The sequence below is a fragment of the Janthinobacterium sp. ROICE36 genome (assembly GCF_002869965.1).
Classification (GTDB): Bacteria; Pseudomonadota; Gammaproteobacteria; order Burkholderiales; family Burkholderiaceae_D; genus Janthinobacterium.
In genome coordinates this window covers 35878-54472 of the sequence record NZ_PEBS01000005.1, presented here as the reverse complement: position 1 = coordinate 54472, position 18595 = coordinate 35878, and the positions used below count along the sequence as shown (strand labels likewise).

At 61.9% G+C, this 18595-nt stretch carries 20 protein-coding genes; 15 read left to right on the top strand and 5 right to left on the bottom strand.

Features of this window, described 5'->3' with window-relative positions; translation table 11 throughout:
• The first annotated feature begins 7 nt into the window (after positions 1-7).
• The 11 genes from CSZ94_RS03590 to CSZ94_RS03540 all read left to right on the top strand — a co-directional run bounded on the left by CSZ94_RS03590 (position 8) and on the right by CSZ94_RS03540 (position 9646).
• Positions 8-1213, top strand: coding sequence for a type II secretion system F family protein (locus CSZ94_RS03590; protein WP_102120248.1), 1206 nt, complete (start codon positions 8-10; stop codon positions 1211-1213).
• Entirely contained in the window at positions 1213-2907 is a 1695-nt protein-coding gene (locus tag CSZ94_RS03585; RefSeq protein ID WP_102120306.1) for a GspE/PulE family protein, read from the top strand. Before CSZ94_RS03590 ends, CSZ94_RS03585 begins: the two co-directional genes overlap by 1 nt.
• Positions 2900-3733 carry a hypothetical protein gene (locus tag CSZ94_RS03580; protein ID WP_146009726.1) on the top strand — a complete coding sequence of 278 codons (834 nt, stop codon included), beginning with the start codon at positions 2900-2902 and terminating at the stop codon, positions 3731-3733. Before CSZ94_RS03585 ends, CSZ94_RS03580 begins: the two co-directional genes overlap by 8 nt.
• A complete protein-coding gene (locus tag CSZ94_RS03575; protein WP_102120246.1) occupies positions 3730-4278 on the top strand; it encodes a hypothetical protein in 549 nt (182 codons plus the stop codon). The genes CSZ94_RS03580 and CSZ94_RS03575 overlap by 4 nt, the downstream gene beginning before the upstream one ends.
• A complete protein-coding gene (locus tag CSZ94_RS03570) occupies positions 4275-4838 on the top strand; it encodes a hypothetical protein (RefSeq protein WP_102120245.1) in 564 nt (187 codons plus the stop codon). The genes CSZ94_RS03575 and CSZ94_RS03570 overlap by 4 nt, the downstream gene beginning before the upstream one ends.
• Positions 4835-5353 carry a hypothetical protein gene (locus tag CSZ94_RS03565; RefSeq protein WP_102120244.1) on the top strand — a complete coding sequence of 173 codons (519 nt, stop codon included), beginning with the start codon at positions 4835-4837 and terminating at the stop codon, positions 5351-5353. The genes CSZ94_RS03570 and CSZ94_RS03565 overlap by 4 nt, the downstream gene beginning before the upstream one ends.
• Positions 5353-7395, top strand: a complete 2043-nt coding sequence (locus CSZ94_RS03560) for a secretin N-terminal domain-containing protein (RefSeq protein ID WP_102120243.1) — start codon at positions 5353-5355, stop codon at positions 7393-7395. Before CSZ94_RS03565 ends, CSZ94_RS03560 begins: the two co-directional genes overlap by 1 nt.
• On the top strand, positions 7392-7874 hold the full coding sequence (locus CSZ94_RS03555) for a type II secretion system protein (protein WP_102120242.1): 483 nt from the start codon (positions 7392-7394) through the stop codon (positions 7872-7874). The genes CSZ94_RS03560 and CSZ94_RS03555 overlap by 4 nt, the downstream gene beginning before the upstream one ends.
• 3 nt (positions 7875-7877) lie before the next feature.
• Positions 7878-8270, top strand: a complete 393-nt coding sequence (locus CSZ94_RS03550; RefSeq protein ID WP_102120241.1) for a type II secretion system protein — start codon at positions 7878-7880, stop codon at positions 8268-8270.
• 5 nt (positions 8271-8275) lie between these two features.
• Positions 8276-8926, top strand: coding sequence for a type II secretion system protein (locus CSZ94_RS03545; protein ID WP_102120240.1), 651 nt, complete (start codon positions 8276-8278; stop codon positions 8924-8926).
• A gap of 240 nt (positions 8927-9166) precedes the next feature.
• Positions 9167-9646 carry an FxDxF family PEP-CTERM protein gene (locus CSZ94_RS03540; protein ID WP_102120239.1) on the top strand — a complete coding sequence of 160 codons (480 nt, stop codon included), beginning with the start codon at positions 9167-9169 and terminating at the stop codon, positions 9644-9646.
• Positions 9647-9741: 95 nt separating this feature from the next.
• Here CSZ94_RS03540 and murJ read toward each other — a convergent pair whose 3' ends face one another.
• Positions 9742-11289, bottom strand: coding sequence for a murein biosynthesis integral membrane protein MurJ (gene murJ / locus CSZ94_RS03535; RefSeq protein ID WP_102120238.1), 1548 nt, complete (start codon positions 11287-11289; stop codon positions 9742-9744).
• A gap of 297 nt (positions 11290-11586) precedes the next feature.
• On the opposite strand from murJ, the gene rpsT reads away from it, so the two are divergent.
• On the top strand, positions 11587-11853 hold the full coding sequence (rpsT, locus tag CSZ94_RS03530) for a 30S ribosomal protein S20 (protein ID WP_010395935.1): 267 nt from the start codon (positions 11587-11589) through the stop codon (positions 11851-11853).
• Positions 11854-12028: 175 nt separating this feature from the next.
• On the opposite strand, the gene CSZ94_RS03525 is transcribed toward rpsT, so the two are convergent.
• The 3 genes from CSZ94_RS03525 to CSZ94_RS03515 form a co-directional block, all read right to left on the bottom strand.
• Positions 12029-12481: a DUF192 domain-containing protein gene (locus tag CSZ94_RS03525; RefSeq protein ID WP_102120237.1), complete on the bottom strand. Its 453-nt coding sequence runs from the start codon at positions 12479-12481 to the stop codon at positions 12029-12031.
• A gap of 128 nt (positions 12482-12609) precedes the next feature.
• Positions 12610-12879 (bottom strand): hypothetical protein, encoded by a 270-nt coding sequence (locus CSZ94_RS03520; protein WP_102120236.1) that lies wholly within the window; start codon positions 12877-12879, stop codon positions 12610-12612.
• Between the two features lie 110 nt (positions 12880-12989).
• The gene (locus tag CSZ94_RS03515; protein ID WP_102120305.1) at positions 12990-13553 is read right to left on the bottom strand and encodes a pseudouridine synthase; all 564 of its coding nucleotides are present in this window, start codon (positions 13551-13553) and stop codon (positions 12990-12992) included.
• A gap of 289 nt (positions 13554-13842) precedes the next feature.
• On the opposite strand from CSZ94_RS03515, the gene icd reads away from it, so the two are divergent.
• The gene (gene icd, locus CSZ94_RS03510; RefSeq protein WP_102120235.1) at positions 13843-15096 is read left to right on the top strand and encodes an NADP-dependent isocitrate dehydrogenase; all 1254 of its coding nucleotides are present in this window, start codon (positions 13843-13845) and stop codon (positions 15094-15096) included.
• Between the two features lie 94 nt (positions 15097-15190).
• Here the strand turns inward: icd and cspE are convergent, their stop codons facing one another.
• The gene (gene cspE, locus CSZ94_RS03505) at positions 15191-15394 is read right to left on the bottom strand and encodes a transcription antiterminator/RNA stability regulator CspE (protein WP_010395943.1); all 204 of its coding nucleotides are present in this window, start codon (positions 15392-15394) and stop codon (positions 15191-15193) included.
• A 321-nt stretch (positions 15395-15715) separates the two neighbouring features.
• On the opposite strand from cspE, the gene clpS reads away from it, so the two are divergent.
• Positions 15716-16018, top strand: coding sequence for an ATP-dependent Clp protease adapter ClpS (clpS, locus tag CSZ94_RS03500; RefSeq protein ID WP_096234388.1), 303 nt, complete (start codon positions 15716-15718; stop codon positions 16016-16018).
• Positions 16015-18315 carry an ATP-dependent Clp protease ATP-binding subunit ClpA gene (clpA, locus tag CSZ94_RS03495; protein WP_102120234.1) on the top strand — a complete coding sequence of 767 codons (2301 nt, stop codon included), beginning with the start codon at positions 16015-16017 and terminating at the stop codon, positions 18313-18315. Before clpS ends, clpA begins: the two co-directional genes overlap by 4 nt.
• The last annotated feature ends 280 nt before the right edge of the window (positions 18316-18595 follow it).

Genomic DNA, 18595 nt, shown 5'->3' with positions numbered 1-18595 from the left:
AGCCATCATGCAGTTTGAAGTACGCGCGCTTTCCACGGACCAGACAGTCGCCACCTTGCACACCTGTGTGATCGATGGCCGCGACGAAGCCGACGCGCGCCGCCAGGCCGAGGCACGCGGACTGTTCGTCAGCGCCATCCGTCCCCTGCGGGCCACGCCGTTCAGCGCGGCCGGGCGCCAGCGCGCGCGGGCGCTGCCCCTGCTGCTGTTCAGCCAGGAATTGCTGGCGCTGTTGCAAGCGGGCATGGGCATCGTCGAAGCGCTGGAAGCCTTGCTGGAAAAGGAAGCGTCGCCGGCCACCCGCAGCGTGCTCACGCGCCTGCTGGAAGGCTTGCGCGAAGGCAAGCGCTTTTCCGCCGCATTGGCGGAGCAGGCTGAACTGTTTCCCCCTTTATACATCGGCATCGTCAAGGCGGCCGAGGGCACCAGCGACTTGCCGCGCGCGCTGTCGCGCTACATCGACTACCAGCAGCGCATCGATACGGTGCGCGGCAAAATCGTCAGCGCCGCCATCTACCCCACCATCCTGCTGGCCGTGGGCGGTGGCGTCAGCGCCTTCCTGATCAGTTATGTGGTGCCCCGTTTCGCCGAGGTCTACCAGGGCGCCGGGCGCAACCTGCCGTGGATGTCGCAAGTCATGCTCAACTGGGGCCAGTTCGTCACGCAGCACGGCTGGCTGCTGTTGTTCGGGCTGCTTATCACCGGCAGCGTCGTATTGACGGCCGTGCGGCGCGTGCTGCGCCATGGCGGCGTGGCGCGCCTGCTGGCGAAACTGCCCGGCATCGGCGAGCGCGTGCGCATCTATGAACTGTCGCGCCTATACCTGACGCTGGGCATGCTGGCCGAAGGCGGCATCACCATCGTGCAGGCGATTGCCACCGTGCAGGCGATGGTTTCGCCGGGCATGCAGGCGTCGTTGCAACAGGCGCGCGGCGCCATCGAGGCGGGCCAGCCCCTGTCCTCCGCGTTTGAGCAATATCAACTGACCACGCCCATTTCCTTGCGCATGCTGCGCGTGGGTGAGCGCACGGGCGATATGGGCCCCATGCTGACGCAGTCGGCCGCCTTTTACGACGGCGAAATCAGCCGCTGGATCGACCGTTTCACGCGCACCTTCGAGCCCTTGCTGATGGCCGCCATCGGCCTGCTTGTGGGCGCCATCGTGATCTTGCTGTACATGCCCATCTTCGACCTTGCCGGCGATATTTCATGATGCAAACCGAATCCCAGCCCACCGTGGCCATCGACGCTGCGCTGCTGCAGCACGCGCGCGCCCTGTGCCGGCTATCGAAGCGCAGCCTGGTCGAGGAGTTGCAGCAATTGAGCGGCATTGAGGCGCGCGCCGTGGTGCGCGAGCTGGCGCGTCCGTTCGGCCTGGAGGTGCTGGAAACGGCCGACATGCTGGCGTTTTCTCCCGCCTTCGACCTGCTGCCGCTGTCGCAGGCGCTGGCGCGCCACAGCGTGCTGCTGCGCGCCGCCGACGGCCAACTGGTAGGCGTGATCGCCGACCCGTTTGACCTCGACCTGCAAACCTGGCTGAGTGCGCGCGCGGGGCGGGGCGGTTTGGGCATCCGCCTTGCGCTGCAGGCCGACATCGCCGCCTACCTGTCGAAGCAGGAAGAATCGGCGCGCGCCGTCGACAACCTGCTGCCCGGCGCCGCCGGAGACGGCCGGCGCGATGGCCGGACGGCCGCCGTGCTGTCGTTCGCCAGCGTGTCGGAAGCGGCCAGCCCCGCCGTCAAGCTGGTCAACTCGACTTTATATGACGCGCTGAAGGCGGGCGCCTCGGACATCCACCTGGAAAGCACGGCCGGCGGCCTGGCCGTCAAGTACCGCGTCGACGGCGTGCTCGATCACGCCACCTCCGTCAACGGCATCGAAGTGGCCGAACACATCATCTCGCGCCTGAAAGTGCTGGCCGAACTCGATATCGCCGAGCGCCGCGTGCCGCAGGATGGCAGCTTCCGCGTCGAGGCAGGCGGGCGCGAAATCGATTTGCGCGTTTCCATCATGCCCAGCATCCATGGCGAGGATGCCGTCATCCGCATCCTCGACAAGCGCGCCATGATCGAAGCATATGGCGCGCTGACGCTGGAAGCGCTGGGCTTTGACGCCCCATCGCTGGAAGCCTTGCGCGCATTGGCGCAGGAAGCCTACGGCATGCTGCTCGTCACCGGCCCTACGGGGTCGGGCAAGACCACGACCCTGTACGCGGCGCTGACGGAAATCCACAACGGGCGCGAAAAGATCATCACCATCGAAGACCCCGTCGAATACCAGTTGCCCGGCATTTTGCAAATCCCCGTGAATGAAAAGAAGGGCCTGACCTTTGCCAAGGGCTTGCGCTCGATTTTGCGCCACGACCCCGACAAGATCATGGTGGGCGAAATCCGTGACCGCGAGACGGCGGAAATCGCCGTGCAGTCGGCCCTCACGGGGCATTTGGTGCTGACCACCGTGCATGCGAACAATGTCTTCGACGTGTTTGGCCGCTTCACCCACATGGGCATCGACCCGTATGCGTTTGTCTCGGCCCTGAACGGCATCTGGGCGCAGCGGCTGATCCGCACCAACTGCCCCCATTGCGCCACCGACTACACGCCCGACGATGCCGAGCTGGCCAGCGTGGGCCTGGCGCGCGCCGACGTTGATGCATATCAATTCAAGCAAGGCAAGGGTTGCGGCGATTGCCGCGGCACGGGCTACAAGGGGCGTCGCTCGATCGCCGAGATTCTCGTGCTGACCGATGAAATCCGCGAACTGATCGTCGACAAGAAACCGATTCGCCAGATCAAGGCGGCAGCGTATGCGAACGGCACGCGCAGCCTGCGACTTGCGGCGCTGGAACTGGTCAAACGGGGCGCCACCACCATCACGGAAATCAAGAGGGTCACCCTGCATGCGTAGCGGTTTTGCGAAGTTGAGATTGGGACAGGCACTGCGCCTTGGCGTGGCGGCGGGCAAGGTGAGCCTGTGGCGCAGCAGCCGCTGGCGCGCGCCCGCCTGGACGCCGCTGGGCGAAGCTGCGTATGGGCCGGACGACACCTTGCATGGCGATTTTTCCGCCCTGGGGCAGGCGCTGGCGCAGTTGCTGCCAGCCGGCGAATACGCGGGCTGGCCACTCTCCGTGGTACTCGACGATGCCCTGGCGCGACTGTGGCAGGTGGACGTGCCGCAAGGCGCCGCGCGCCTGGCCGATATCGAGGCGGCCGCCGCGCTGCGTTTCCAGTCGCTGTATGGCGATGCGCCAGGCTTGTGGCATAGCAGCAGCGCCTGGGATGCGCGCGCGCCGTTTTTTTGCGCCGTGCCGCATGCGTTGCTGGCGCAGCTGACCCGCGTGGCAGCTGAACGCAAGCTGGCCCTGATCTTCATCACGCCGCAATTCGCGCGCCACTGGAACCGCTGGCACGGCGCGTTGAAACCGGGCGCCTGGTTTGGCCAGCTGCAGGGGCGCACCTTGACCCTGGGCGTGCGTGACGATGGCTGCCTGCGCGCCGTGCGCGCGCTGCCCGTGCCGCCGGGCGCGGGCCGGGATTGGCTGCTGCAGGCGCTGGCGCGCGAGGCGCTGCTGCAAGGCGTATCGGCGCCCGCGCTGCTGCAGCTGTGCGGCACGGCGCCAGCGGGCTGGCTGGCGCAGGCGGGACAATTCAACTGCCAGATTTTCTTCACGCCAGACGGGGACGGTACCTTGTCGCCAGCTGCCCAACTGGCCCACAGCGGAGGCCTGGCATGACGCGCCTCGATATCGATTTTGCGCCGCCCGGCTGGCGCCGCAGCCTGCACCGCGTGCCCGCGTGGGCGTGGTGCGTTGGCGCGCTGGGCGTGGCGCTGAGCGTCACGGCGGCGTGGGCTGGCAGTGCCGCGCTGCAACGCCAGCAGGCAAGCGAGGCACGCTGGCATCTGGCGCAGCAGCGCGTGATGGCCGCCACGCAGGGGCCTGCGCCGACACCGCAAGTGCCCATCGCGCCCGCGCAGGCGGCGGCCGTGAATGCCGCCATCCTGCAATTGAATTTGCCGTGGCGCGACGTGCAGGATGCGCTGGCAAGCGCCACGCCGCCCGGCATCGCGCTGCTGGCGCTGGAGCCGGATGCGCGCAAGCGCGTGCTGAAGATCACGGCCGAGACGACGGGCAGCGATGCCATGGTGGCCTACATCGCGCAATTGAAGCAGCAGGAGCTGTTCGGCACGCGGGTGCAGCTGCTGCGCCATGAAATCAATGCGCTCGATCCGAACAAACCCCTGCGCTTCCAGTTGGAAGCCGGTTGGGGCACGCCATGATGGCCATCGACCTGAATATCTTGCGCCTGCGCGCGCAACTGCTGCTGCGCCGCGCGGGCGCGCCCACCTGCCTGGCCGTGGCCGTGCTCGTGCTGGGAATCGCTTCCTGGGCCTGGGCCTGGCAGCAGCGCGCGGTGGCGGCGCAGCTGGAAGCGCGGCCCCTGCCGCAGCCATCGCTGGCCGTGGCGGCCGTGGCGCCGCCGGCGACGGCCAGCGAGAACCTGGCGCGCTTTTATGCCACCCTGGGACAGCAGCGCCACGCGGAGCAGCAAGTCAAGCAGCTGTTCGACCTGGCCGCAAAAAACGGCTTGCTGCTGGCGCAGGGCGAATATAAAAGCGGCTACGACAAGGCCAGCGGAGTCGCCACCTGGCAGGTGAGCTTGCCGCTGAAGGGCAGTTATGCGGCTGTGTGGCAGTTCGCGCTGCAAGCGCTGCGCGCCGCCCCCTTTGCTTCGCTCGACGAACTGAGTTTTCGCCGCGAGCAGATCGCCGATGCGGAACTTGAAGCGCGCTTGCGCCTGACGTTCTATTTGACTGACCGCGCGGGGGAGGGGCCATGACGCCGCGCCATTATCTGATGCTGGCCGGCGTGCTGGGCGCGGGCGCCTTGCTGCTGTTCGGCGAGCGCCAGCCCGTGGCCGAGGTGGCCGAGGCGGTGGAACGGGCCGTTGCGCCGGCGCGCCATGCGGCCACCAGGCCGCAGGCCGCGCAGCCGGTCATCCTGGCCCTGCTGCCGCGCAAGGAAGTGGCGGGCGAGGATGGCGATACCTTTGGCGGCGCCGGTGGCGTCTTCCAGAGCCAGAACTGGACCCCGCCGCCGCCGAAAATGGCGGTGATTGCCGCGCCGCCGCCCCCGCCGATGGCGCCGCCGCTGCCCTTCGTCTACCTGGGCAAGGTGGCCGCCGACGGCGCCTGGGAAGTGTTTTTGTCGCGCGCCGACAAGACGTATATCGTGCGCGCCAATACCGTCATCGATGGCGCCTACAAGGTCGTGACCATCGCGCCGCCCGTCATGACGCTCACTTATCTGCCGTTGAACCAAGTTCAGCAGCTCAACATTGGAGTACTCGATTGATGTCTCGTTCCTTTTCATCGGCGTCGTTGCTGGCGCTGCTGGTGCTGCTGTCCGGCTGCGCCGGGCAGCAGGCCTACCGCGACGGGCGCGAGCTGATTGCGCAAGATCACATCCCGGCCGGCCTGCAAAAGCTGCAGGAAGCACTGCAGCAAGACCCCGGCAATGCGCAATACCGCAGTGCTTACCTGCAGGCGCGCGAACGGGCCACGGGCGGCCGCTTGCAGCAGGCCGAGCGCCAGGCGCAAACGGGGCAGGGCGAGCTGGCGCGCGCGGGCTTTCTGAGCGTGCTGGAAATCGACGCACAGAACGAGCGGGCCAACAGCGGCTTGCGCGCGCTCGAACGCGCGCAGCGCCAGGGCAAGCTGCTGGCCGAAGCGCAGAAAGATATCGAGGCCAAGCGCTACGACCCGGCGCGCCAGCGCCTGAACGCCATCCTGACGGAGCAGCCGAACCATGCGGGCGCGCGCGCGCTGCTGCGCGAAGTCGATGAAAAGACGGCGCCGCCCATCGTCGAATCGGGCCTGGCCAAATCGTACAAGCAGCCGATCAGCATCGAGTTTCGCGACGCTCCCCTGAAACAGGTGTTCGAGCTGATCGCGCGCCGCTCCGGCCTCAATTTCGTCTTCGACAAGGACGTCAAGGCCGACGCGAAAACCTCGATTTTCCTGAAAAACAGCACGGTGGAATCGGCCGTCTATTTCCTGCTGGTGACGAACCAGCTGGAGCAGCAGGTGATGGATGCGAACACCATTTTGATCTATCCCAATGTGGCGGCGAAATTGAAGGAATACCAGGAAGTGCTCGTGAAGACCTTCTTCCTGGCCAATGCGGACGCCAAGCAGGTGGCCAATACGCTCAAGACCATTTTGAAGACGCGCGACGTGGTGGCCGATGAAAAGCTCAATCTCGTCATCGTGCGCGACACGCCCGAGGCGATCCGCCTGGCCGAGCGCCTGATCGCGCTGCAGGATGTGCCAGAGGCGGAAGTGGTGCTGGAACTGGAAATCCTCGAAGTCAAGCGCAGCCGCCTGCTGGAACTGGGCGTGGCCTGGCCAACGAACCTGACCCTGACGCCGCTTTCCACCTCGGGCGGGATGGGCCTGACCATCAATGACTTGAATAAGCTGAACCAGCGCAGCATCGGCGTGAGCGATCTGTCCGTGACGGCCAACATCAACAAGACGGACGGCGATGCGAACATCCTGGCCAACCCGCGCATCCGCGTGCGCAACCGGGAAAAGGCGAAGTTCGTCATCGGCGACAGGGTGCCCGTGGTGACCACCACCATTTCGCCGGGCACGGGCGGCTTCGCTTCGGAATCCGTCAGCTACCTGGACGTCGGCTTGACGGTGAACGCCGAGCCGACCATCTATTTGAACAATGAAGTGGGCATCCGCATCTCGCTCGAAGTGAGCAACCTGGGGGCGGCCACCACCACCCGCAGCGGCTCGACCCTGTACCAGATCGGCACGCGCCAGGCGTCGACCATGCTGCAATTGAAGGATGGCGAAAACCAGGTGCTGGCGGGCCTGATCAACAACGAAGAGCGCAGCTCGGGCAACAAGGTGCCGGGCCTGGGCGACATTCCCGTGCTGGGACGCCTGTTCGGCAGCAGCAAGGACGACAGCCAGAAGACGGAGATCGTGCTGTCGATCACGCCGCACCTGGTGCGCACGGTGCAGCGTCCGGAGGCGAAGGAATCGGAATTCTCGGCCGGCACGGAAGGCAGCTTCCGCCGCCGGCCCGACATGGCGGCCAAGGCGCCCACGCAGATGCCAGGCACGCTGATCGTGCGTTCCGGACCGTCGGCAGTCGGCATGCAGCCGGCGCCCCCGCAGCCGCTGATGACGCCGGGCCAGGTGCCATCGACCCTGCCGCAGACATTGCCACAGACATTGCCGCAGAGCGTGCCCGCGCCGGAAGTGGCGCCGTCGCCCGAGCCGGCGGCGGCGCCCCTGCCGATATCGTCCGGCCAGCCCGTGCCGTTGCAGGCGGCCCCCTTGCCGCTGTCGTCAAGCCAGCCGGTGCCGGTCGCCAAATGAGACTGGCGCGCACGCACGGCGGTTTTACGCTGATCGAGCTGCTGGTAACGCTGGCCATCCTGGGCGTGCTGGGCACGCTGGTGGTGCCCGTCACGCAGGTGGCCATGCAGCGACGCCAGGAGCAGGACTTGCGGCGCGCGCTGCGCGAGATCCGCCAGGGACTCGATGCCTATAAACGCGCCGGCGACGAGGGCCGCATCCTGCGCACGCCCGATGCCAACGGCTACCCGAAAAGCCTGGAACTGCTGGTCGAGGGCGTGCCGGACCAGCGCAACCCGAAGCGCAGCAAGCTGTTTTTCCTGCGCCGCGTGCCGCGCGACCCGTTCAACGCAGACGCCGGCCTCAGCGATGCGCAGACCTGGGGCAAGCGCAGCTACGCCAGCGAGGCCGCCGCGCCGCGCGAAGGCGACGATGTGTACGACGTGTACTGCACGTCGGGCAAGACCGGCTTGAACAACGTGCCTTACCGTCTATGGTGAACCATGGCTGCTGAAATCCTTCCTGCCCGCAGGCGCGGCTTTACCCTGATCGAATTGCTGGTGGTGCTAGGTATCGTGGCGCTGCTGCTGACCCTGGCCGTGCCCCGTTACTTTCCCAGCCTCGACAAGGCGAAGGAAACCGTGCTGGCGGATAACTTGCGCAACCTGCGCACCACCATCGACCAGTTCCACGGCGATACGGGGCGCTATCCCGATACTTTGGAGCAACTGGTGGAAAAGAAATACCTGCGCGCCATGCCGATCGACCCCATCACGGACAGCGACGCCAGCTGGCTCATCGTGCCGCCACCCGACGATACGCCGGGCCAGGTGTATGACGTGAGAAGCGGCGCGCCCGGCAAGGACCGCAGCGGCACACCGTTTGCGGACTGGTAGCGGCGATGGCTCGTTCTGCGCGCCGCCAGCGCGGCTTTACCTACCTGGGCCTGATCATCCTGGTGGCCATCCTGGGCCTGGTGGGCGCGGCTGGCTTGAAGATGGGTTCCTTGCTGCAGCGCCAGGCGGCCGAGCAGGAGCTGCTCGACATCGGCGCGCAGTTTGCCGATGCGCTGCAGAGCTACGCGGGCGCCACGCCTGCCGGCCAGCCCCAGCAGCCGCAAAATCTGGCCGCCTTGCTGCGCGACCCCCGCTTTCCACAGGTGCGCCGCCACCTGCGCAAGCTGTATGTCGACCCCATCACGGGACGCGCCGAATGGGGCTTGCTGTATCAGCCGGGCAGCACCGGCATCATCGGCGTGCACAGCCTGTCGCAGGCTGCGCCATTAAAAGTTGCTAACTTTGAGGCCAGGTTTACCGGCTTCGAAGGCAAGGTGCATTTCTCGGAATGGCGCTTCATGCTCGATTCCCGGGTGTCATCCGTGCCGTCCGCGGGACCGGCAGCTGTGCCAGCGAGTGATGAGGCCGGCATTGCGCCCGCCTTGCCGGCGCCACCGTTGTTTTCTCACCCTATTGCCCCACCGCAAGAACAAACGCCGCCCGAGCCAGTTGAGCAGCCTGAAGCGCAAAATTCCGCTGAAAACACTGCCGAGTAGGCGTTATCACCGTTAAATATGGGGAAAATAGATGCATGCCCCGGTAACTATTCTTTTGCGGAAATTCATAGATAGTGGAAAATAGTTCATTTGGAAAATAGTTATCTAGGATGAAACTTCAATAAAATATTTATAATTAATTCGATGTGATTATGCTACCATTCTATCCAGTACTTCCGGTACTAAAACTATTGGTGGCCTGCGCATTGCAGCCATAAATTACTTTTTAAGGGATAAACTATGAAATTGAAATTTATCGCTGCAGGCATCTTGGCAGCAGCATCGTTCAGCGCGTCGGCAGGCGATCAGATCCTGGATATTACCCCTGACGGCAATGTCCACACCTTCAACGCTGTTGTTGGTGATGGCATTTTGTCCGGTGGTCTGGATGAGATCATCCTGAACGGCCTGGATGCTGGCACGTATAACATCGGCTTGTCGATTACCGGCCAGAAGCTGACGTTCAATGCGCTCACCTCGAACCTGAACAATCAACTGGGCGAAGCCTTCTCGTTTGGCGGCCTGAAGTTCTTCGGCGTGGAATACAACGGTGTTGGTCCGTTCAAACTGCAACTGTTCGGCACCGCCCTGGCTGGCGCCAACTACACCGGTACTTACACGGTGTCTGCAGTGCCAGAACCAGCAAGCTATGGCATGCTGCTGGGTGGCTTGGGCCTGCTGGGCTTCATGGCACGCCGTCGCGCCAAGAAAGCTGCCTAAGCTTTCGCTGCAATGAAAAAAACCCGCTTCGGCGGGTTTTTTTTCGTCTGTCTTCAGTGCGGCGGGACGCCGGCAACAACGTCCTGCAGCAATTGTCACGCGTGGCGCTTGAAGTCGCGGAAGCGGAAGCCTAACAGGAACAAGGTGGCAAAGTACGCCACGCCGCACAGGCTCACCAGCAGGGCCAGCGCGCCGGCCCGCAACAGCGGCTGGGCTTGCATGGCGATCCAGTCGATGCGCAGGGCGCCGAAGGCCGCTACGCCGCCCATCACGATGAGCGCCGGCAGCAGGCGCAGGAAGAATTTGGCCCAGCCCGGTTTCGGCTGGTAGATGCCGCGCTTGCGCAAGCCCCAGTACAGGAAACTGGCGTTCAGGCAGGCGCCCAGGCCGATCGACAGGGCCAGGCCTGCCACGGCGATGTAGGGCACGAACAGCAGATTCATCAGCTGCGTGGCGATCAGCACGCCGATGGCGATTTTCACGGGCGTGCGGATGTCCTGGCGCGCATAAAACGCGGGTGCCAGGGTTTTTACCAGGATAATGCCGATCAGGCCCAGGCTGTAGGCCACCAGCGGCTGCGTCGACATGGTCACGGATTCGGCCGTAAATTTGCCGTAGTGAAAGAGCGTGGCGATCAGCGGCGTGGCCAGGGTCGCCATGCCGACGGCGGCGGGCAGTGCCAGCAGGAAGGTCAGGCGCAAACCCCAGTCCAGCAGGGCCGAGTATTCCGTCTTGTCGCCATCCACATTCGCCTTTGACAGGCTGGGCAGCAAGATGGTGCCCAGGGCCACGCCCAGCATGGCGGTAGGGAATTCCATCAGGCGGTCCGCATACGATAGCCAGGAAATGCTGCCCTCCATCAGGCGCGACGCGATGCTGGTATTGATCATCAGGCTGATCTGCGCTGCCGAGACGGCGAAGACGGCTGGTCCCATCTTTTTCAGCACGCGGCGCACGCCACCGTCAGACAGGCCGATGGCGGGATTGAGCGACAGGCGCGGCAGCATGCCGATCTTGATCAGGGCGGGAATCTGGATGGCTACCTGCAGCAAGCCGCCGACGAAGACGGCAATGGCCATGGCGTAGATCGGCTGTTTCAAGTGTGGCGCGAGGAACAGCGAGGCGGCGATGAATGCTAAATTGAGCAACACTGGCGTAAACGCGGGAATCTTGAATTCGCGCCAGGTATTCAAAATGCCGCCGGCCAGGGCCACGAAAGACATGCAGCTAATATAAGGGAACATCAGTCGGGTCATCCACACGGCCGCGTCAAAGGCGCCCGGGTCCTTGGACAGGCCGGTGGCGATCACGTAGACGAACCACGGCGCGCCGACGATGCCGATGGCGGAAACGAGCAAGGTGGCCCAGACGAGCGTCGTGGCCACATGGTCGGCCAATTGTTTGCTGGCTTCCTGGCCGTGCTGGTTCTTGTATTCCGACAAGATCGGCACGAAGGCTTGCGAGAACGCACCCTCGGCAAACAAACGGCGCAAGAGGTTGGGGATGCGGAAGGCAACAATGAAGGCGTCCGTGTAGGCGCCGGCGCCAAAGGCGCGCGCAAACAGGCTTTCGCGCAATAATCCGGTTACACGGGACAGCATGGTCATGCTGGAGATGGCGGCGAGGGTTTTAAGCAAGTTCATGGGGGCAGATTATAGCCGCGCATGGCCCTGGAAAACGCTTAAAATATGGTAACAATCGCTGTTGATTCACCCTTGCCTAGCCCATTTTCAGGTGTTTTTGGCGTCACACATGGTTTTTTGATTTGCCCCCGCTTGAAAATATCGCTATAATCGAAGGCTGTACAGAATTCTGTTACGCAGACACTAATGTTTGACAGGCACTGGTTTGGCACACATGGTTCGGCAGACGCACAGAACGCACCGGTTGGCAAACACTAATGTTTGCAAACGCACTTTGACCCTGTTTTAGGAAATTCCATGGCAAATACCGCACAAGCGCGCAAACGCGCTCGTCAAGCAGTTAAGCAAAACGCACACAATTCGTCCCAACGTTCGACCTTGCGCACGGCTATCAAAGCTGCTCGCAAAGCGATTCAGGGCGGCGACAAGGCAGCAGCTGCTGCAATCTTCCAAGCATCCGTGTCGACCATCGACCGTATCGCTGACAAGAAGATCATCCACAAAAACAAGGCAGCTCGCCATAAGAGCCGTCTGGCAGCTGCTTTGAAAGCACTGTCCGCTTAATATTCGCCAGCAGGCAAGCCATCAAGGTGGTCTTGCCTGTGCCGGTACGCTGGCACTGGTTGAAAAGCAAAAACCCGCCGATTCGTTCTGGCGGGTTTTTTCGCGTGCGTGCGTGCTTTTTATGGTCATCTTCGGCTGCGTTTTCCGGTAGCGGCCCGCTGCCGGCCGCCACGGCTTAGTGCAAGGCGGGCAAGTTGCCGATGTTCATGCCTGGCTTGATGTTCTTTTGCTTGAACCAGCCCAGGTTCATTTCCAGCGCATAGCGCACGGGCACGGTCCTGGTGGAGCAATGGCTGTCGAGTGTATGCGCTTGCATGTCTTCGATGTTGACGATCTTGCCACTGGCGTCGATAAAGGCCACCGACAGGGGGAGCGGCGTATTTCTCATCCACATGCATTGCGTTGATGGGTTGCCAAAGACGAATAGCATGCCCGCATTCGCCGGCATCTTTTCGCGGTACATCAAGCCTTGTTCGCGCCGCTCTTGCGTGGCGGCGACTTCCGCCTGGATCAAATGCATGCCGGCCGAGAGCTGCAAGCTCTTGCCTTGCGATGTTTGCGCTTGCGCAATGCTGGCGCAAGCCATCAGGGTGATGCGCAGGCTGAGACGGCGTAGGGAAGTTTTCATGGAGCGCGATCGTGGCTGCGAAGCGGCGATTAAGCCATGCTGGCTGCCGCCCGGTCAAGCTTGCTGCCTGGCCACGCCGAAAGCGTGGGGTTACTGCAACATGGTTGCCGTAACCCCGGGGACGACACTTATTTCACGGGCTTGCCTGCTTCGGCGGCCGGCTGCTTCGTTTTGCGCGGCTGGGGAATCAGGCGCGGCGCATCGGTTGCGGCCGAGGCCTTGATCGATGCACCCGAACGCGCCGCGTCCGTCGCAGCGGACGCGTTGACGGAAGCCGCTGCCGGCGGCACCGGCTTGAGGGCATCGGTGGCGGCCGAAGCATGCACCTGGGCACCTGATTGCGCCAATGCGGCGCCGGCAAGCAGGGAGGCGGCCACCGTCAGTATTGCTTTTGTCATCATCTTTCCTTTTCCGTCATGTTAAGGTGAGATGATTTTAATGCATTGTCTAAAAATAAATAGTGCTTATTGGCTATATTTTTCTATAGCAGCCACTTTTCTTGTCCTGCTTATGCTTTTCCAATGTTCTCGGCCGGCACTTCACACCATTCGCCAGGCATCAGCGGGTGAGTGGCCAGCGAGAACGGGCCGATGGCGCTGCGCACCAGGCGCAGGGTGGGCAGGCCGACGGCCGCCGTCATGCGCCGCACTTGCCGGTTTTTCCCTTCTTTCAAGGTGATCGCCAGCCACGAGGTCGGCTTGTCGGCGCGCGCGCGGATGGGCGGGTTGCGGGGCCACAGCCAGTCCGGCTCGGCGATGCGCACGGCCTTGCACGGCTTGGTGATGAAGTCGCCCAAGTCCAGCGGCGCCTGCAGGCGCGCCAGGCTGGCCGCGTCGGGCACGCCGTCGACCTGCACCAAATAGGTTTTCGCTTCCTTGCGGTCGGGGTGGCTGATCTCGTGCTGCAGGCGACCGTCGTCCGTCAGCAGCAGCAAGCCTTCGCTATCGGCGTCGAGCCGGCCTGCCGGGTAGATGCCGGGAATGGTCAAATGGTCGGCCAGGGTGAGGCGGCCGTCCTGCGGCGAAAACTGGCACAAGACCTGGAATGGTTTATTGAAGAGAATAAGTGGCATGCTGATAAATGAATTGATGCAAACGATGGCGGCCGCTGGTTGGCGCCGCAAAAGCGTGGCGCCCTGTAAGATACTGGTGCATAATGTGAAACGCTGGTCTTATGTCTTATAGAAGACTTGAAACGGTATGGCAAAAGTTCTTTGACGCCGCAGATGGCCCGGGTGTTCTTTCCTGCTAAAGTGCGTTGTTGCCGCCATGTTCGGACTTGTTTTTGTAAACTCTGCAACCGCAGAGCGCGTCGCTGGCGTGTGTTGCCTGCCAGCGGTGTGTCCCACTTCGGAGATCACGATGTATCAACATATCACTGTACCTGCTGACGGCCAAAAAATCACCGTCAACGCCGATTTTTCGCTGAATGTACCAGATAATCCCATCGTTCCCTTCATTGAAGGCGATGGCACGGGCATCGATATCAGCCCGGTCATGATCAAGGTGATCGACGCTGCCGTGGCCAAGGCCTACGGCGGCGCGCGCAAGATCAGCTGGATGGAAATCTATGCAGGCGAAAAATCGACGAATGTGTACGGCCCCGATGTGTGGCTGCCGGAAGAAACTTTGGCCGTACTGAAAGATTACGTCGTCTCCATCAAGGGCCCGCTGACCACGCCCGTCGGCGGCGGCATCCGCTCGCTGAACGTGGCGCTGCGCCAGCAGCTGGACCTGTATGTCTGCCTGCGCCCCGTGCGCTACTTCACGGGAGTGCCGTCGCCCGTGAAAGAGCCGGAAAAGACCGACATGGTGATTTTCCGCGAAAATTCGGAAGACATCTACGCCGGCATCGAATACCAGCAAGGCTCGCCCGAAGCCAAGAAACTGATGGATTTCCTGATCCATGAAATGGGCGTGACCAAGATCCGCTTCCCGGCCACGTCGGGCCTGGGCATCAAGCCCGTATCGATCGAGGGCACGGAGCGCCTGGTGCGCAAGGCCATCCAGTACGCGATCGACAATGACAAGCCATCCGTGACGATCGTGCACAAAGGCAACATCATGAAGTACACGGAAGGCGGTTTCCGCGACTGGGCGTATGCGCTGGCGCAAAAAGAATTCGGCGCCGAACTGATCGATGGCGGTCCTTGGTGCAAGTTCAAGAATCCGAAGACGGGCCGCGACATCATCGTCAAGGATTCCATCGCTGACGCGTTCCTGCAACAAATCCTGCTGCGTCCGGCCGAATACAGCGTCATCGCCACCCTGAATTTGAACGGCGATTACATTTCCGACGCGCTGGCCGCGCAAGTGGGCGGCATCGGCATCGCGCCGGGCGCCAACCTGTCCGACTCCGTCGCCATGTTCGAAGCGACGCACGGCACGGCGCCCAAGTACGCGGGCAAGGATTACGTGAATCCCGGTTCCCTGATCCTGTCGGCGGAAATGATGCTGCGCCACATGGGCTGGCTGGAAGCGGCCGACCTGGTCATTTCGTCGATGCAGAAATCGATAGCCTCGAAGCGCGTCACCTACGATTTCGCCCGCCTGATGGAAGGCGCGACGCAAGTGTCGTGCTCCGGTTTCGGCGACGTGATGATCGAGCACATGTAACACGAGGGGCAGGGCAGGAGGGGCAGCACACCCTGCGGACGAAAAAAAACCCCGTTTGACAACGGGGTTTTTCACATCTGAGGGCCGGCGATGCTTAGGCTGCTTGGATGTTGGAAGCTTGCTTGCCTTTAGGGCCTTGCGTGACTTCGAATTGAACTTTTTGACCTTCTTTGAGGGTCTTGAAACCGTTCATGTTGATTGCGGAGAAGTGAGCAAACAAATCTTCGCCGCCGTCATCTGGAGTGATGAAGCCAAAGCCTTTGGAATCATTGAACCACTTAACTGTACCTGTTGCCATAAAAAGAACTTTCAAAATTAAAACAAATCACACGAGCCATAAAAGCAAGAAGCTTCTTGCCCCCTCCTCGACGTCTCACTTCTTATCAAGCTGTACATTACTGCAACAGTCGATACAGCATTGTTGGCGGAATAAATAATGAAGTCAAGCGCTTTTCCATCGATATTGCCAAATTCTTCACGGCAACCAAAAAAGCAACTCTTGATTTTGACAGCAAGGTCGCCATCTGCGCACTATTAAGAAAACGCGTAAGATTGAAAACAATTGGAAAGGCGTAGATATTGCGCATGACAACCACTGTGAAAGCATTAGAATAAGCGTATGGCAACCAAGCACGACACAGAAACCCTGCTGGAGCGGCAAGTGCTGAAGCCGCCACCGCTCTACCAGGTGGCCTTGCTCAATGACGACTACACCCCGATGGAATTTGTGGTGGCCATCATAGAGGAGTATTTCAACAAGGACCGTGAAACGGCGACGCAAATCATGCTCAGTGTTCATCGCTACGGCAAAGGAGTGTGCGGCGTGTTCTCTAAAGATATAGCGTGTACCAAAGTGGAGTTCGTTTTAACGCATGCGCGCAAGGCGGGGCATCCCCTGCAGTGCGTGATGGAGGAAGTATGATTGCGCAGGAATTAGAAGTTAGTTTGCACATGGCGTTTGTCGAAGCTCGGCAGGCACGGCATGAATTCATTACGGTTGAGCATTTGCTGCTGGCACTGCTGGACAACCCCTCCGCTGCCGAGGTGTTGCGGGCCTGCGCGGTCAATATAGAGGACCTGCGCAAGACCCTCACCAATTTCATCGGCGATAACACGCCGACCGTGCCTGGCACGGGCGAAGTCGACACCCAGCCGACGCTTGGTTTCCAGCGCGTGATCCAGCGCGCCATCATGCACGTCCAGTCCGCCTCGAATGGCAAGAAGGAAGTCACGGGCGCCAATGTACTGGTGGCCATCTTCGGCGAAAAGGATTCGCATGCTGTCTACTACCTGCACCAGCAGGGCGTGACGCGCCTGGACGTGGTCAATTTCATTTCGCACGGGGTGCGCAAGGACCAGTCGACGGAAAGCGCGAAAGCCTCCGAAGGCGTGGAAGATGCGCCCGTCGAGGGCCAGCCGAAGGAAAGCCCGCTCGACCAGTTCACGCAAAACCTGAACAAGGCCGCTGCCGAAGGCAAGATCGATCCCTTGATCGGCCGCGAGGAAGAAGTCGATCGCGTGATCCAGATCCTGTGCCGCCGCCGCAAGAACAATCCGCTGCTGGTCGGCGAGGCGGGCGTGGGCAAGACGGCTATCGCCGAAGGCCTCGCTTACCGCATCACGCAAAGCGACGTGCCGGAAATCCTGCAAAATGCCGTCGTGTATTCGCTGGACATGGGCGCCTTGCTGGCCGGGACCAAATACCGCGGTGACTTCGAACAGCGCCTGAAAGCCGTGCTGAAACAGCTGAAGGACAATCCGAACGGCATCCTGTTCATCGACGAGATCCACACCATCATCGGCGCGGGCTCGGCCTCGGGCGGCACCCTGGATGCATCGAACCTGCTGAAACCGGCGCTGGCCAACGGCCAGTTGAAATGCATAGGCGCGACCACGTACACGGAATTCCGCGGCGTGTTTGAGAAAGATCACGCCTTGAGCCGCCGTTTCCAGAAAGTGGATGTCAACGAGCCGACCGTCGAGCAAACCATACAGATTCTGCGCGGCCTGAAATCGCGTTTCGAAGAGCATCATGGCGTGAAATACTCGGCTTCGGCCCTGACGACGGCAGCCGAACTGGCGGCGCGCTTCATCAACGACCGCCATTTGCCTGACAAGGCGATCGACGTCATCGATGAAGCGGGCGCGGCGCAGCGCATCTTGCCGAAGTCCAAGCAAAAGAAAACCATCGGCAAGGCCGAGATCGAGGACATCATCGCCAAGATCGCGCGCATTCCGCCGCAAACGGTCAACCAGGACGACCGCAGCAAGCTGCAAACCATCGACCGCGACTTGCGCAATGTGGTGTTCGGGCAAGATCCCGCCATCGACGCGCTGGCCTCGGCCATCAAGATGGCGCGCGCGGGGCTGGGCAAGACGGACAAGCCGATCGGCTCCTTCCTGTTCTCCGGTCCGACGGGCGTGGGCAAGACCGAGGTGGCCAAGCAACTGGCCTTCATCCTCGGCATCGAGCTGATCCGTTTCGACATGTCCGAATACATGGAGCGTCACGCGGTCAGCCGTTTGATTGGCGCGCCGCCGGGCTACGTTGGTTTCGACCAGGGCGGCTTGCTGACGGAAGCGATCACCAAGAAGCCGCATGCGGTCTTGCTGCTCGATGAAATTGAAAAAGCCCATCCGGACATTTTCAATATCCTGCTGCAAGTGATGGACCACGGCACCTTGACGGACAACAATGGTCGCAAAGCCGATTTCCGCAACGTGATCATCATCATGACGACCAATGCAGGCGCGGAAAGCTTGCAGAAAGCTTCGATCGGTTTCACCAATTCCAAGCAGGCAGGCGACGAGATGGCCGACATCAAGCGCATGTTCACGCCGGAATTCCGCAACCGCATCGACGCGACCATCAGCTTCCGCGCGCTGGACCAGGAAATCATCCTGCGCGTGGTCGACAAGTTCCTGATGCAGCTGGAAGAGCAGTTGCACGAGAAAAAGGTCGAAGCCGTGTTTACCGAGAAGCTGCGTGCTTTCCTCGGCAAGAAAGGCTTCGATCCGCTGATGGGCGCGCGGCCGATGGCACGCCTGATCCAGGATCTGATCCGCAAGGCCCTGGCCGACGAGCTGCTGTTCGGCCGCCTGGTCAGCGGCGGACGGGTCACGGTCGACCTCGACGACAAGGACCAGGTCTTGTTGGAATTCCCGGAACCGCCCGACGCGGCGCCGACGGCAGCACCGGAAACGGTGGAAGTGGAGTAAGAACACCGAACCAAACCCACTGCGCGTCGCGATTTGCGGCCGCCGATGCTCACTGCCTCGGCGGCCCCGTGCTTAGCACAGTTCCGCGTCTCGGCCGCAACTCGCTGCCACTCGCTACGGTTTTGTTCGGCGTTCAGAGCGTTTCTGCTCTTGTCGAAAAACCCGCCCCACGCAAGTGGCGCGGGTTTTTTTACGTTTTTGTGGGCAATAAAGAAGGTTTTCTTTGGTCGTGCTTATGCCAGAATTGCTGTCCGGTATCGACATGATGTCCATGCCACCT

Coding starts and splice junctions, on each gene's coding strand:
- CSZ94_RS03590 (WP_102120248.1), top strand. CDS start 8: ATGCAGTTTGAAGTACGCGCGCTTTCCACGGACCAGACAGTCGCCACC.
- CSZ94_RS03585 (WP_102120306.1), top strand. CDS start 1,213: ATGCAAACCGAATCCCAGCCCACCGTGGCCATCGACGCTGCGCTGCTG.
- CSZ94_RS03580 (WP_146009726.1), top strand. CDS start 2,900: ATGCGTAGCGGTTTTGCGAAGTTGAGATTGGGACAGGCACTGCGCCTT.
- CSZ94_RS03575 (WP_102120246.1), top strand. CDS start 3,730: ATGACGCGCCTCGATATCGATTTTGCGCCGCCCGGCTGGCGCCGCAGC.
- CSZ94_RS03570 (WP_102120245.1), top strand. CDS start 4,275: ATGATGGCCATCGACCTGAATATCTTGCGCCTGCGCGCGCAACTGCTG.
- CSZ94_RS03565 (WP_102120244.1), top strand. CDS start 4,835: ATGACGCCGCGCCATTATCTGATGCTGGCCGGCGTGCTGGGCGCGGGC.
- CSZ94_RS03560 (WP_102120243.1), top strand. CDS start 5,353: ATGTCTCGTTCCTTTTCATCGGCGTCGTTGCTGGCGCTGCTGGTGCTG.
- CSZ94_RS03555 (WP_102120242.1), top strand. CDS start 7,392: ATGAGACTGGCGCGCACGCACGGCGGTTTTACGCTGATCGAGCTGCTG.
- CSZ94_RS03550 (WP_102120241.1), top strand. CDS start 7,878: ATGGCTGCTGAAATCCTTCCTGCCCGCAGGCGCGGCTTTACCCTGATC.
- CSZ94_RS03545 (WP_102120240.1), top strand. CDS start 8,276: ATGGCTCGTTCTGCGCGCCGCCAGCGCGGCTTTACCTACCTGGGCCTG.
- CSZ94_RS03540 (WP_102120239.1), top strand. CDS start 9,167: ATGAAATTGAAATTTATCGCTGCAGGCATCTTGGCAGCAGCATCGTTC.
- murJ (WP_102120238.1), bottom strand. CDS start 11,289: ATGAACTTGCTTAAAACCCTCGCCGCCATCTCCAGCATGACCATGCTG.
- rpsT (WP_010395935.1), top strand. CDS start 11,587: ATGGCAAATACCGCACAAGCGCGCAAACGCGCTCGTCAAGCAGTTAAG.
- CSZ94_RS03525 (WP_102120237.1), bottom strand. CDS start 12,481: ATGAAAACTTCCCTACGCCGTCTCAGCCTGCGCATCACCCTGATGGCT.
- CSZ94_RS03520 (WP_102120236.1), bottom strand. CDS start 12,879: ATGACAAAAGCAATACTGACGGTGGCCGCCTCCCTGCTTGCCGGCGCC.
- CSZ94_RS03515 (WP_102120305.1), bottom strand. CDS start 13,553: ATGCCACTTATTCTCTTCAATAAACCATTCCAGGTCTTGTGCCAGTTT.
- icd (WP_102120235.1), top strand. CDS start 13,843: ATGTATCAACATATCACTGTACCTGCTGACGGCCAAAAAATCACCGTC.
- cspE (WP_010395943.1), bottom strand. CDS start 15,394: ATGGCAACAGGTACAGTTAAGTGGTTCAATGATTCCAAAGGCTTTGGC.
- clpS (WP_096234388.1), top strand. CDS start 15,716: ATGGCAACCAAGCACGACACAGAAACCCTGCTGGAGCGGCAAGTGCTG.
- clpA (WP_102120234.1), top strand. CDS start 16,015: ATGATTGCGCAGGAATTAGAAGTTAGTTTGCACATGGCGTTTGTCGAA.